14 protein-coding genes are annotated in these 12,554 nt (G+C 52.7%); 10 read left to right on the top strand and 4 right to left on the bottom strand.

What is annotated here, in order from left to right:
• Positions 1-12 precede the first annotated feature (12 nt).
• From kdsC to yrbL, 10 genes are all read left to right on the top strand, one after another.
• On the top strand, positions 13-579 hold the full coding sequence (kdsC, locus tag NA389_RS16640; RefSeq protein ID WP_000030029.1) for a 3-deoxy-manno-octulosonate-8-phosphatase KdsC: 567 nt from the start codon (positions 13-15) through the stop codon (positions 577-579).
• Positions 576-1,151: an LPS export ABC transporter periplasmic protein LptC gene (gene lptC, locus NA389_RS16645; protein WP_000047845.1), complete on the top strand. Its 576-nt coding sequence runs from the start codon at positions 576-578 to the stop codon at positions 1,149-1,151. The genes kdsC and lptC overlap by 4 nt, the downstream gene beginning before the upstream one ends.
• Positions 1,120-1,674 (top strand): lipopolysaccharide ABC transporter substrate-binding protein LptA, encoded by a 555-nt coding sequence (gene lptA, locus NA389_RS16650; protein WP_000669771.1) that lies wholly within the window; start codon positions 1,120-1,122, stop codon positions 1,672-1,674. Before lptC ends, lptA begins: the two co-directional genes overlap by 32 nt.
• A 6-nt stretch (positions 1,675-1,680) precedes the next feature.
• The gene (gene lptB, locus NA389_RS16655; protein WP_000224104.1) at positions 1,681-2,406 is read left to right on the top strand and encodes an LPS export ABC transporter ATP-binding protein; all 726 of its coding nucleotides are present in this window, start codon (positions 1,681-1,683) and stop codon (positions 2,404-2,406) included.
• 47 nt (positions 2,407-2,453) lie between these two features.
• Complete coding sequence (gene rpoN, locus NA389_RS16660) at positions 2,454-3,887, top strand: RNA polymerase factor sigma-54 (protein ID WP_000809020.1); 1,434 nt, start codon at positions 2,454-2,456, stop codon at positions 3,885-3,887.
• 22 nt (positions 3,888-3,909) lie between these two features.
• Positions 3,910-4,197, top strand: a complete 288-nt coding sequence (hpf, locus tag NA389_RS16665; protein ID WP_001176589.1) for a ribosome hibernation promoting factor — start codon at positions 3,910-3,912, stop codon at positions 4,195-4,197.
• Between the two features lie 117 nt (positions 4,198-4,314).
• Complete coding sequence (gene ptsN / locus NA389_RS16670) at positions 4,315-4,806, top strand: PTS IIA-like nitrogen regulatory protein PtsN (protein ID WP_000609332.1); 492 nt, start codon at positions 4,315-4,317, stop codon at positions 4,804-4,806.
• Positions 4,807-4,851: 45 nt separating this feature from the next.
• Positions 4,852-5,706 carry an RNase adapter RapZ gene (rapZ, locus tag NA389_RS16675; protein WP_000243749.1) on the top strand — a complete coding sequence of 285 codons (855 nt, stop codon included), beginning with the start codon at positions 4,852-4,854 and terminating at the stop codon, positions 5,704-5,706.
• Positions 5,703-5,975 carry a PTS phosphocarrier protein NPr gene (gene npr, locus NA389_RS16680; RefSeq protein ID WP_000216797.1) on the top strand — a complete coding sequence of 91 codons (273 nt, stop codon included), beginning with the start codon at positions 5,703-5,705 and terminating at the stop codon, positions 5,973-5,975. The genes rapZ and npr overlap by 4 nt, the downstream gene beginning before the upstream one ends.
• 246 nt (positions 5,976-6,221) lie before the next feature.
• Entirely contained in the window at positions 6,222-6,854 is a 633-nt protein-coding gene (yrbL, locus tag NA389_RS16685; RefSeq protein WP_000576807.1) for a PhoP regulatory network protein YrbL, read from the top strand.
• A gap of 74 nt (positions 6,855-6,928) precedes the next feature.
• Here yrbL and mtgA read toward each other — a convergent pair whose 3' ends face one another.
• The 4 genes from mtgA to NA389_RS16705 all read right to left on the bottom strand — a co-directional run bounded on the left by mtgA (position 6,929) and on the right by NA389_RS16705 (position 11,893).
• A complete protein-coding gene (gene mtgA, locus NA389_RS16690) occupies positions 6,929-7,657 on the bottom strand; it encodes a monofunctional biosynthetic peptidoglycan transglycosylase (protein WP_000044640.1) in 729 nt (242 codons plus the stop codon).
• Entirely contained in the window at positions 7,654-8,307 is a 654-nt protein-coding gene (gene elbB / locus NA389_RS16695) for an isoprenoid biosynthesis glyoxalase ElbB (RefSeq protein ID WP_000719811.1), read from the bottom strand. The genes mtgA and elbB overlap by 4 nt, the downstream gene beginning before the upstream one ends.
• A gap of 226 nt (positions 8,308-8,533) precedes the next feature.
• On the bottom strand, positions 8,534-10,870 hold the full coding sequence (arcB, locus tag NA389_RS16700) for an aerobic respiration two-component sensor histidine kinase ArcB (RefSeq protein ID WP_000809819.1): 2,337 nt from the start codon (positions 10,868-10,870) through the stop codon (positions 8,534-8,536).
• Positions 10,871-10,963: 93 nt separating this feature from the next.
• Complete coding sequence (locus NA389_RS16705) at positions 10,964-11,893, bottom strand: TIGR01212 family radical SAM protein (RefSeq protein WP_001176882.1); 930 nt, start codon at positions 11,891-11,893, stop codon at positions 10,964-10,966.
• Positions 11,894-12,554 lie beyond the last annotated feature (661 nt).

The raw sequence follows: 12,554 nt of genomic DNA on the forward strand, positions 1-12,554 counted from the left end.
GGATAATTAACGATGAGTAAAGCAGGTGCGTCGCTTGCGACCTGTTATGGCCCCGTCAGCACCCATGTCATGACCAAAGCGGAGAATATCCGCCTGCTCATCCTGGACGTGGATGGCGTATTGTCTGACGGCCTGATTTATATGGGCAATAACGGCGAAGAGCTGAAGGCTTTCAACGTTCGTGACGGCTATGGTATTCGCTGTGCTTTGACCTCCAATATCGAGGTTGCCATTATTACCGGACGAAAGGCTAAACTTGTAGAAGATCGCTGCGCCACGCTGGGGATTGTCCATCTTTATCAGGGACAGTCGAATAAGCTGATCGCCTTTAGCGATCTGCTGGAGAAACTGGCCATTGCGCCGGAAAATGTTGCCTATGTCGGCGATGATCTGATTGACTGGCCGGTGATGGAAAAAGTGGGATTAAGCGTTGCCGTTGCGGATGCGCATCCGCTGCTGATCCCCCGCGCTGACTATGTGACGCACATTGCCGGCGGGCGCGGCGCGGTACGTGAGGTGTGCGATTTGCTGCTGCTGGCGCAGGGCAAGCTGGATGAGGCCAAAGGGCAATCGATATGAGTAAAACCAGACGTTGGGTTATCATTCTACTGTCGCTGGCCATTCTGGTACTGATTGGTATCAATCTGGCGGATAAAGACGATCCTGCTGCCGTGATGGTCAACAGCAACGATCCCACGTATAAAAGCGAGCATACGGATACCGTCGTGTACAGTCCGGAAGGCGCGTTGAGCTATCGTCTGATCGCGCAGCACGTTGAATATTTTTCCGATCAGGCGGTCTCATGGTTTACGCAACCGGTATTAACCACCTTTGATAAGGATAAAGTGCCGACATGGTCGATCAAGGCCGATAAAGCCAAATTGACTAACGATCGGATGCTCTATCTGTATGGCCATGTTGAAGTCAACGCCCTGGTGCCTGACGCTCAATTACGCAGAATTACCACCGATAACGCGCAGATTAATCTGGTGACGCAGGATGTTACCTCGAACGATCTGGTGACGTTATACGGCACAACATTTAACTCCAGCGGACTGAAAATGCGCGGTAACTTACGCAGCAAGAACGCCGAGCTGATTGAAAAGGTTAGAACCTCTTATGAAATTCAAAACAAACAAACTCAGCCTTAATCTTATGCTTGCCGGCTCGCTGCTGGCCGCCAGCATTCCGGCTTTCGCCGTCACGGGCGATACCGAACAGCCTATTCATATTGACTCGGATCAACAGTCGCTGGATATGCAAGGCAACGTCGTGACCTTTACGGGCAACGTGGTGATGACCCAGGGCACGATTAAGATCAACGCCGATAAAGTCGTGGTTACCCGCCCTGGCGGCGAACAGGGGAAAGAGGTGATCGACGGTTACGGCAATCCGGCCACCTTCTACCAGATGCAGGACAACGGTAAGCCGGTGAAAGGCCACGCTTCCCATATGCATTACGAGCTGGCGAAAGATTTTGTGGTGCTGACCGGCAACGCTTATCTGGAGCAGCTTGACAGCAACATTACCGGCGACAAAATCACCTACCTGGTGAAAGAGCAGAAAATGCAGGCCTTCAGCGAGAAAGGCAAACGCGTCACCACCGTTCTGGTGCCGTCGCAGTTGCAAGACAAAAACCAAGGCCAGACTCCGGCGCAAAAGAAGAGTAACTAATTCGTTATGGCAACATTAACTGCAAAGAATCTGGCGAAGGCCTATAAAGGCCGTCGCGTAGTGGAAGATGTCAGTCTGACCGTTAACTCCGGGGAGATTGTCGGGCTGCTCGGTCCAAACGGCGCGGGTAAAACCACCACCTTTTATATGGTCGTCGGTATCGTGCCGCGTGACGCGGGCAATATCATCATCGATGATGAAGATATCAGTCTGCTGCCGCTGCACGCGCGCGCGCGCCGCGGTATCGGCTATTTGCCGCAGGAAGCCTCTATTTTCCGCCGTCTCAGCGTATTTGATAACCTGATGGCGGTACTGCAAATTCGTGACGATTTGACCGCAGAACAGCGAGAAGACCGCGCCAACGAGCTGATGGAAGAGTTTCATATTGAGCATCTGCGCGACAGTATGGGACAGGCGCTGTCCGGTGGTGAACGCCGTCGTGTAGAAATAGCCCGCGCGTTGGCCGCTAATCCCAAATTTATCCTGCTGGATGAACCGTTTGCCGGCGTTGACCCGATTTCCGTTATCGACATCAAACGCATTATCGAGCATCTGCGCGATAGCGGGCTCGGCGTGCTGATCACCGACCATAACGTCCGTGAGACGCTGGCAGTCTGTGAACGCGCCTATATCGTGAGCCAGGGCCACCTTATTGCCCACGGTACGCCGACAGAAATCCTGCAAGACGAACACGTTAAGCGTGTATATCTTGGGGAAGACTTCAGACTCTGATAGGGTAGAGGGCTATGCTGCTCTAGCGGGAGAAAACGACTCTGAATATGAAGCAAGGTTTGCAACTCAGGCTTAGCCAACAACTGGCGATGACGCCTCAGCTACAACAGGCCATCCGTCTGTTGCAGTTGTCTACGCTGGAACTTCAGCAGGAACTCCAGCAAGCGCTGGAAAATAACCCGCTGCTTGAGCAAACCGATCTTCATGACGAAATCGACACTCAGCAACCTCAGGATAACGATCCTCTCGATACCGCCGACGCGCTCGAACAAAAAGAGATGCCGGAAGAGCTGCCGCTTGACGCCAGTTGGGATGAAATTTACACCGCCGGGACGCCGTCCGGCCCCAGCGGCGATTATATCGACGATGAGCTGCCCGTCTATCAGGGCGAAACGACGCAGTCGTTGCAGGATTATCTGATGTGGCAGGTTGAGCTAACGCCCTTCTCGGACACCGATCGCGCTATTGCGACATCCATTGTCGACGCGGTAGATGATACCGGTTATCTCACCGTATCCCTGGACGAAATTCGCGAAAGCATGGGCGATGTAGAGGTGGATCTCGATGAGGTTGAAGCCGTTCTGAAGCGCATTCAGCGTTTTGATCCGGTAGGCGTCGCGGCAAAAGATCTTCGCGACTGTCTGCTGATCCAGCTTTCACAATTCGACAAATCCACGCCGTGGCTGGAAGAGGCGCGGCTTATTATCTGCGATCACCTTGATCTGCTGGCCAACCACGATTTCCGCACGTTGATGCGCGTTACCCGACTGAAAGAAGAGGTGCTGAAAGAGGCGGTAAACCTGATTCAGTCGCTCGATCCCAGACCCGGTCAATCGATCCAGACCGGCGAGCCGGAGTACGTTATCCCGGATGTGCTGGTACGCAAGCATAACGGTCGCTGGACGGTGGAGCTTAATAGCGACAGTATTCCCCGTTTACAGATTAACCAGCACTATGCCGCCATGTGCAACAGCGCGCGCAACGATGCCGACAGCCAGTTCATCCGCAGTAATTTACAGGATGCGAAGTGGCTGATAAAAAGCCTTGAAAGCCGCAACGACACGCTGCTGCGTGTCAGTCGCTGCATCGTCGAGCAACAGCAAGCCTTTTTTGAACAGGGCGAAGAATATATGAAACCGATGGTACTGGCGGATATCGCCCAGGCCGTCGAGATGCACGAATCCACCATATCCCGCGTGACCACGCAGAAGTATTTGCACAGCCCGCGCGGTATTTTTGAACTCAAATATTTCTTTTCCAGCCACGTCAATACCGAAGGCGGAGGCGAAGCCTCTTCCACCGCGATTCGCGCGCTGGTGAAGAAGTTAATTGCGGCGGAAAACCCCGCGAAACCACTGAGCGACAGCAAGTTAACCTCTCTGCTGTCAGAACAAGGTATCATGGTGGCGCGCCGCACTGTTGCGAAGTACCGAGAGTCTTTATCCATTCCGCCGTCAAACCAACGCAAACAGCTGGTTTGACCCAACCGATAAGGAAGACACTATGCAGCTCAATATCACCGGACATAATGTCGAAATTACTGAAGCCCTGCGTGAATTTGTGACGACGAAATTCGCCAAACTTGAACAGTATTTTGAGCGGATTAATCAGGTATACGTGGTGTTGAAAGTGGAGAAGGTCACGCATATCTCGGATGCGACGCTACACGTTAACGGCGGCGAAATTCACGCCAGCGCGGAAGGCCAGGATATGTATGCCGCCATTGACGGCTTGATTGATAAACTGGCAAGGCAGTTAACCAGGCATAAAGATAAACTGAAACAACACTAATTGTCCGGGCAGTTAGCCAGTGCAGGACGGCCTGTTGTGTGACACAACGGGCCATTTGTACAGTTAGCGCTCCGAACCTGGCCATCAACCTGACAGGACAGGTTCTTAGGTGAAATTATGATAAATAACGATACGACTCTACAACTGAGCAGTGTACTTAACCAGGAGTGTACGCGTAGCGGCGTTCATTGTCAGAGTAAGAAACGCGCGCTGGAAATCATCAGCGAACTGGCGGCAAAACAGCTCAGTTTACCTCCTCAGGTCGTGTTTGAAGCCATTCTGACACGCGAAAAAATGGGCAGTACCGGTATTGGTAATGGTATCGCCATCCCGCACGGGAAACTGGAAGAAGATACCTTACGCGCCGTCGGCGTGTTCGTTCAGCTCGAAACGCCGATCGCGTTCGACGCCATCGATAACCAGCCGGTCGATCTCCTCTTCGCCCTGCTGGTGCCCGCCGATCAAACTAAAACGCATCTGCACACGCTGTCGCTGGTAGCGAAACGTCTGGCGGATAAAACGATCTGCCGCCGCCTGCGCGCGGCGCTGAATGATGAAGAGCTGTATCAAATCATTACTGACACCGAAGGTGAGCAGAATGAGGCATAACAACTCAATGGCATTTCTTTCTGTCGTTGTGAGGAGAAACGGTACATGGTACTGATGATCGTCAGCGGGCGTTCCGGATCAGGTAAATCTGTCGCTCTGCGCGCGCTGGAAGATATGGGATTTTACTGCGTGGATAACCTCCCCGTCGTGCTGTTGCCCGATCTGGCGCGAACGCTGGCCGATCGCCAGATTTCCGCCGCCGTCAGCATTGATGTGCGCAATATGCCTGAATCACCTGAGATTTTTGAACAGGCGATGAATAATCTGCCTGGCGCTTTCTCGCCGCAATTGCTGTTTCTTGATGCCGACCGCAATACCTTGATTCGCCGCTACAGCGACACGCGCCGTTTGCATCCGCTTTCCAGCAAAAATCTTTCTTTAGAGAGTGCGATCGATAAAGAGAGTGACTTGCTGGAGCCGTTACGCTCACGTGCGGATCTGATCGTCGACACTTCAGAAATGTCCGTCCATGAGCTGGCGGAGATGCTGCGTACCCGGCTGTTGGGCAAACGCGAGCGCGAACTGACGATGGTATTTGAGTCCTTCGGCTTTAAACATGGTATCCCGATTGATGCGGACTATGTGTTTGATGTCCGCTTTCTGCCCAACCCGCACTGGGACCCAAAACTGCGCCCCATGACCGGGCTTGATAAGCCGGTAGCCGCGTTTCTTGACCGACACACAGAAGTTCACAATTTTATCTATCAGACTCGCAGCTATCTTGAGCTATGGTTACCGATGCTGGAGACCAACAACCGCAGCTACCTTACCGTCGCTATCGGTTGTACCGGCGGGAAACACCGTTCGGTGTATATTGCAGAACAGCTGGCAGACTACTTCCGCTCGCGCGGTAAAAATGTCCAGTCTCGCCATCGCACGCTGGAAAAACGCAAAACATGACCGTAAAGCAAACTGTTGAAGTCACCAATAAGCTGGGCATGCATGCCCGGCCTGCCATGAAGCTTTTCGAACTGATGCAGGGTTTTGACGCCGAGGTGCTATTACGCAATGACGAAGGCACCGAAGCGGAAGCGAACAGCGTCATCGCGCTGTTAATGCTCGACTCCGCCAAAGGGCGTCAGATCGAAATTGAAGCCACCGGCCCGCAAGAAGTTGAAGCGCTGGCGGCGGTTATCGCGCTGTTCAATTCCGGCTTTGACGAAGACTAAACCTCCTCATATACCCTATTTTCCCCAACGCCGTCCCGGTATTTGATGACAATCATCCCAAAACCGGGCGTGTTACGCCTGCCTGCCACTTATCCCGCAGCCCCACCCTTTCGTAAGATTTGTACATTTCGTGCGCTTTACCTATGCATAAAAACATTAAGAAAACCTTAAAAAATTTCGTTTAGGTTTTATTTAAGTTCTTTGTCCATACTAAATTTATGTGAATAAATTTTTCCAGGACTTGCCATGATCTTCTTATCCAAACAGACTCCGCTGGGCACCGGTCGACATCGTAAATGCTATACGCATCCGGATAATGCCCGGCGTTGCATAAAAGTCATTTACAACCGTAACCACGGCGGTGATAAAGAGATTCGGCGTGAACTGAGCTACTATGCGCATCTGTCCCGCTACCTGACAGACTGGAGCGCTATCCCCCGTTATTACGGCACGGTAGAAACCGATTGCGGCACCGGCTATGTCTACGACATGATTACCGATTTCAACGGCGCGCCCTCTATTACCCTGACCGAGTTCGCCGCGCAATGTCGTTATGAAGAGGATGTCGCTGTCCTGCGGCGGCTACTGAAAAAACTGAAACGTTACCTGCTGGATAACCATATTGTGACGATGTCGCTGAAGCCGCAAAACATCCTGTGCCAGCGTATCAGCGAGTCAGAAGTGGTTCCGGTGGTTTGCGACAATCTGGGGGAAAGTACCTTTATCCCGCTGGCGACCTGGTCAACATGGTGCTGTGAACGCAAACTGGAGAGAGTGTGGCAGCGGTTTATCGCCCAGCCTGCACTGGCCGTTGCCCTGGAGAGGGACGCGCAGCCAAAAGACAAGAAACGGCTGGCGCTTACTTCTCACGAAGCTTAATGGCCTGTGCTTATCAGGCCTGGACGACACGGATCGCAGGCCGGATAAGGCGTTCGCGCCGCCATTCAGCAAAATTAATTAAGCTGGTTGCGCGTCATAAAAGATTCCCCGCCCAGTTGGCGCATCTGGCGCATAATCCACGCCTGCCGGCTACGCACATAGCCAGAAGGCGTATTCGCCTTATAGCGTAACGGATTTGGCAATACCGCCGCCAGCAACGCGGCTTCAGACACACTCAAGCGACTGGCAGGTTTATGAAAATACCGTTGTGCCGCAGCCTCCACGCCAAAAATACCATCGCCAAACTCCGCGATATTCAGATAAACCGTGAGGATGCGCTTTTTGCTCCAGACAGTTTCAATGCCCAGCGTTAGCCCAGCCTCCAGACCTTTGCGCAGCCAACTGCGTCCATCCCATAAAAAGAGATTTTTCGCCGTTTGCTGCGAAAGCGTAGAGGCGCCGCGAATACGGCTCTCATTCCGCTCATTATGCGCCAGCGCTTTTTCAATCGCCGGAACATCAAAGCCCCAGTGCTCAGGGAACTTCTGGTCTTCCGCCGCAATTACCGCCAGCCCCATCCACGGCGAGATATCCGCCATACTGACCCAGTCAGAATGCGCCACATAACCGAACTCTCCACTCAGCCAGGCGCTAATCTGCCGTTCCGCCATCACCGCCGAAAAAGGCACCGGAACCACGCTAAACAGCGCAATGCCGCCGCCCCAAAAGACGGCGAGCGCAGCAAGGATACGTAAAAGTAGACGGCGCAAAAACCTTAACGGCGCGATGCGTCGTTTGCTCATTCCGCCAGAACCAGCACGCGCGACACTAATTTATCAATGCCGCTTGCCGCCTGGGCGATATCCTGCGCCAGCATATAGGCAGGGGTGGTCACGACCTTGTTATCCTCATCCACAACGATATCATCAACCGGGCAAGGTACGTGTTCGGCGCCCATCTCTTCAAGTACTTCAGCGGTATCAATATCCGTCCCTATTGTCAGACGTAGCGGGAAGTCAAAGATTTTCGGCAACATTGCGGGCGCGATACAGATGAATCCCAGCGGCTTGCCGGACTGGTGCATGGCCTTCGCCAGCGCGACGACATCGCTATCCACCCGGCATTCGCTCCCCTGGCTGGCGAAATTACTCAGGTTCTTCGCCGCGCCGAAACCGCCAGGCACAATGAGCGCATCCAGTTCCTCTGGCTGAGCCTGGGACAGGGGACGAATATCGCCCCGCGTAATACGCGCCGCCTCAATCAGAACGTTACGCGTTTCCGCCATCGCTTCGCCGGTCAGGTGATTAATAACATCCGCTTGTGGTTTATCCGGCGCGAAGCAGACAGCCTGCGCGCCGCTGCGGGCAATGGCCAACAGCGTCAGAACGGCCTCATGAATTTCGGCGCCGTCATAGACGCCGCATCCGCTGAGCACTACGCCAATTTTTTTCATGGTGAACATCCTCCTGCAACCGACTCAAGCCCATTAATAATTTTGATTAAAATGCTACGCTTCACACATTTAAATGATTCATGTAACAAATCATTTAGGATTTGCTATCTTAACTGCGTGCGGCCTGAAAACAGGACTGCGCCTTTGACATCATCATAATAAGCACGGCGCAGCCACGATTTCCCTGGTGTTGGCGCAGTATTCGCGCACCCCGGTCAAACCGGGGTCATTTTTTTTCCGCGTTTGCCACCCAGGCTTTCAGCACCGCGACATCGTGCTGCCACTCCTGCTTCATCTCTTCAATCCACTCCGCGACATTATCTTCCCAGGCGGGAAGATCCGGCGACTGGATTTGCTGGCCAAGTTGTTGCAGATGACGCAGCCCTACCGAACCGGCGGCGCCTTTAATCTTATGCCCTTCCTCAACGACGCCTTTTTTGTCACGCGCCGTCAGATTGGACTCCAGCACGCTTAAATAGCCAGGCATCATTTTTTCAAACACCGCGAGGCCGTCGGTGATCAATTTAGGCCCAACCAACTCGATGTATTGTTCCAGCATCGGGATATCCAGCAGCGCTTGCGCTTTATCGCTCTCTTCAGGCGTCACGGTACTCTCCTCTTTATCGGTGGCATCCCAGAATTTTTTAATCATCGCGGTTAAGGCTGGCACCGACAGCGGCTTACTCAGCACATCGTCCATACCAGCGTCCAGATACTCTTTTTTATCTTTCAGAACGTTAGCCGTAAGCGCTACCAGCGGCGGTAAATCTTCCCGCGTGTGGCGACGGGTCAGTTCTCTGGCAATATCCAGCCCCGTCATATCCGGTAGCTGAATATCCAGTAAGACCAAGTCATATTCGCCCGGCGCGAACATCTCCAGCGCCGCCTTGCCGGTCATCGCGACATCCACGCTGTTACCCAGTTTTTCCAGTACTGAACGCGCCACAATCACGTTCAGTTCAATATCTTCGACCAGCAGAACATGCAGCGCGGGCAGCGGCATGTCGTCTTCATCAAAGGCGTCCTCCACCTCTTCCGCCACCGCTGGCGCATGGACCGTTAGCGTAAAGGTCGATCCTTTGCCCGGCAGACTGGAAACGGTAATATCGCCGCCCATATTTTTCGCCAGCCGACGGGAGACCGCCAGCCCGATACCGGTACCCGTCGCCGGCTTACCGCCATGACTGTCTTTCACCTGATAATACATGGCGAAAATTTTATCCTGCTCATCCTGCGGAATGCCGATCCCGGAATCTTCCACTTCAAAGTGCAGCATGTCGCCTTCATCATAGCGCGCCCGCACCGTCACCTGGCCCTGCTGAGTAAACTTCACCGCATTGCTGATCAAATTCCATAAAATCTGGCGCAGACGCGTTCCGTCGGTAATAACTTTGTGCGGCAGCGGCAGCGTCGGCTCAAGCACAAAACGTAGCCCTTTTTGCTGCGCCTGCAAACCGGAAAGGTTTTCCAGATCGGCCATAAAGCTGGTGAAATCAACCGGTTGGTTATCAAGCTGAACCTTACGCCGCTCCATCTTATCCATATCAATGATATCATTGAAAATATTGCCTAACGTCACGGCGGAGACATGGATTGTCTTAAGGTATTTTTCCTGTTCGGCGGTGAGATCGGTATCCAGCAGGATGCGGCTTAAACCGACGATGCCGTTAAGCGGGGTGCGCAGTTCATGACTGATGGTAGAGATAAACGTGGTCTTGTCGCGGCTGGCGCGCTCCAGCGCGTCCTGATAACGCTTACGTTCGGTAATATCACGGCCAAATCCCATCAGGCCATGACGTTTACCGACACGGTCGTAATAAGGCACTTTACGAATTTCAAAGCAGGCCTTTCGTCCGTCCGGATAATCCAGCCACTGTTCATAGGTCAGGGAGACGTTATGGCGGAATACTTTTTCGTCGGTTTCAATGACTTTCTCCGCCGCTTCGGGAGAGTACACATCTTCCGGCTTCAAATGTACCAGCTGTTTTTCGCTCTTGCCGGTTAGCAATTCCATTGCGCGGTTACAGCCGGAAAATTCTTTATCCTCATTACGATAAAAAACCAAATCCGGCGAGGCGTCCAGAAAGGAGCGCAGAAAAGAGGATTGCTGTTCTAGCTGGATTTGCGCCTCTTCACGCTCTTTAATTTCTACTTTTAGCTGTTCAAATGTCTCTTGCAGCTCCGCTTCCGCTTTTTCGCGATCGGCAATTTCCTGATTAAGCTGGGCAATATTGTCCTTCAACTGTACGTTAAGCTTGAGATCGCGCTCGCGCATCTCCTCCAGCTTTTGCACCAGACGCGACAGTCGCTGCCTTGACTCTTCCAGTTGTTCAACAACAACGGATAAGAAATAGACCGCCCAGGGCGTAATTAACAGGCCAAAAAAGATGGAACGAATAACGTCGATACTTTCAACCTGACCATGCAGCACCATGGTCACCGCCATCTGCACGACAATCGCCAGCACCACCAATGCCAACGCCAGGAGCATGGAAAAGCGCACCAGACCCAATTTCATCATCAGGTCGACATAGTATTGCGCCAGCATACGAATTTGCTTCATAGAGGATTCCTTCACCACAACTTCGCACATAATACCCAATTATGGGAACCGCGTTGAATATTGTGCGAAATATGCGTAGCGCCCCTCATCACGCTACGCTACAGGTGGTATCCAGGGACGGGCCAGCGCAGAGCCCTGTACGCCATGCCCATTCAGGTATTTGTCCAGCTCAACCATCCCCGTCCAGCGATTCTCACACCACAGCGGGGCAAGCAGCGTCGGACGGCGAGCGCTGGCTGAAATCCGGTGATAAATTATCTCCGGCGGCGTATGACGAATCATCTCACCTGCCGTTAGCGTGTAGTCTTCCAGTTCGATGCCGTTCAGCCGCCCCGCTTCCCAGGCTTTGGCCATCGTACTGCCTTTCACAATATGTAGCGGATGCAGTTTAATACCGTCTACGCCCGTCTCCACCACACGCTCCATGGTTTGCAGGCATTCTGCCTGCCCTTCTCCCGGCAGCCCCACAATCAGATGCGCGCACACTTTCAGCCCGCGCTCCCGGGCAATCCGGGTGGTACGCTGATAGCAGGCGAAGTCATGCCCGCGGTTAATTCGGTGCAGGGTTTTATCGTGCGCGGTTTGCAATCCCAGTTCCAGCCACACCTCGTAGCCTTGATCTTTATATTCACACAGTAAATCTACTACTGCCTGAGGGACGCAATCCGGACGCGTACCGACACATAACCCGACGATACTGGCCTGGCTGACCGCCTGTTGATACATGGAACGCAGCACCTGCACTTCCGCAAAGGTGCTGGTGTAGGCCTGGAAATAGGCCAGATAGCGTTTAGCGCGGTTCACCAGATGCGCCTGATGCGCAAGCTGCTCGGCAATCGAATGATGCTGCTGCGCCTCATCGGCAAAAGAGGCGACATTACAGAAGGTGCAACCGCCACGCCCGATGGTACCGTCGCGATTAGGGCAGCTAAAACCGCCATGAAGCGTCAGCTTATGAACCTTTTGCCCATACCGACGTAAAAGATCCCCACCAAACATATTGACTAATTTCTGTAACTGCATAATCTGATAGACCGCCTCTTAAAAAGAGGCCAAAGCCTGCCATTTTTAGTCTCCTTTGGCGATGACCTGGATCAATCGTCCCGGAAGGCTTTTATCCATTGCATAATCAAGCAAAATAAACGATATTTCATTCATAATCCCGCTGATGATTTTTCCTGATATTCCCCTCTTTTTTCAGCGTTTGCTGGGTCATCGATAAAAACAGTAGCATTCAATACTGCTCACGCTTAAAACAGCATAAAATGCCAAGATTTTTGAAAAAGCAAGGTCAGATAACGTCTGGCGAGCGGCTCTTATAGTGAGACAGATCACAGGCTTTCTGCCGCTCCGTATTAGCAGCCACTCTATAAAAAACCTTTTAATTTCAATATATTCAAAAAGTTATCTGTGCTACAGCACACTTTTGCATAAATCAGTTTGCCATTTGACCTGGGTGTGGATTCCCGATAAGTTGGGGATCCGCTGGAAGCTTTCTGGATGAGCCGTCTGCTCATCATATTTATGCAGTAATTGAGATTCCCTCTTAACCGTATTTACCAATGCGCAAAGGACACAAAGAGGGCGAATGCGAGGTAAGCGTATGATGCGCCAGCCCCGTCGCCATGCTCTTGCTGTGCCCGCGCGCCGTCGGTTGGGAGAGCGTCCCGTAGAGCCTGGGGAG

It is taken from the genome of Salmonella sp. NW645 (assembly GCF_051703725.1).
Classification (GTDB): domain Bacteria; phylum Pseudomonadota; class Gammaproteobacteria; order Enterobacterales; family Enterobacteriaceae; genus Salmonella; species Salmonella enterica.

Excerpts from the sequence above, each read along its gene's own strand:
- kdsC (WP_000030029.1), top strand. The coding sequence starts at position 13 with ATGAGTAAAGCAGGTGCGTCGCTTGCGACCTGTTATGGCCCCGTCAGC.
- lptC (WP_000047845.1), top strand. The coding sequence starts at position 576 with ATGAGTAAAACCAGACGTTGGGTTATCATTCTACTGTCGCTGGCCATT.
- lptA (WP_000669771.1), top strand. The coding sequence starts at position 1,120 with ATGAAATTCAAAACAAACAAACTCAGCCTTAATCTTATGCTTGCCGGC.
- lptB (WP_000224104.1), top strand. The coding sequence starts at position 1,681 with ATGGCAACATTAACTGCAAAGAATCTGGCGAAGGCCTATAAAGGCCGT.
- rpoN (WP_000809020.1), top strand. The coding sequence starts at position 2,454 with ATGAAGCAAGGTTTGCAACTCAGGCTTAGCCAACAACTGGCGATGACG.
- hpf (WP_001176589.1), top strand. The coding sequence starts at position 3,910 with ATGCAGCTCAATATCACCGGACATAATGTCGAAATTACTGAAGCCCTG.
- ptsN (WP_000609332.1), top strand. The coding sequence starts at position 4,315 with ATGATAAATAACGATACGACTCTACAACTGAGCAGTGTACTTAACCAG.
- rapZ (WP_000243749.1), top strand. The coding sequence starts at position 4,852 with ATGGTACTGATGATCGTCAGCGGGCGTTCCGGATCAGGTAAATCTGTC.
- npr (WP_000216797.1), top strand. The coding sequence starts at position 5,703 with ATGACCGTAAAGCAAACTGTTGAAGTCACCAATAAGCTGGGCATGCAT.
- yrbL (WP_000576807.1), top strand. The coding sequence starts at position 6,222 with ATGATCTTCTTATCCAAACAGACTCCGCTGGGCACCGGTCGACATCGT.
- mtgA (WP_000044640.1), bottom strand. The coding sequence starts at position 7,657 with ATGAGCAAACGACGCATCGCGCCGTTAAGGTTTTTGCGCCGTCTACTT.
- elbB (WP_000719811.1), bottom strand. The coding sequence starts at position 8,307 with ATGAAAAAAATTGGCGTAGTGCTCAGCGGATGCGGCGTCTATGACGGC.
- arcB (WP_000809819.1), bottom strand. The coding sequence starts at position 10,870 with ATGAAGCAAATTCGTATGCTGGCGCAATACTATGTCGACCTGATGATG.
- NA389_RS16705 (WP_001176882.1), bottom strand. The coding sequence starts at position 11,893 with ATGCAGTTACAGAAATTAGTCAATATGTTTGGTGGGGATCTTTTACGT.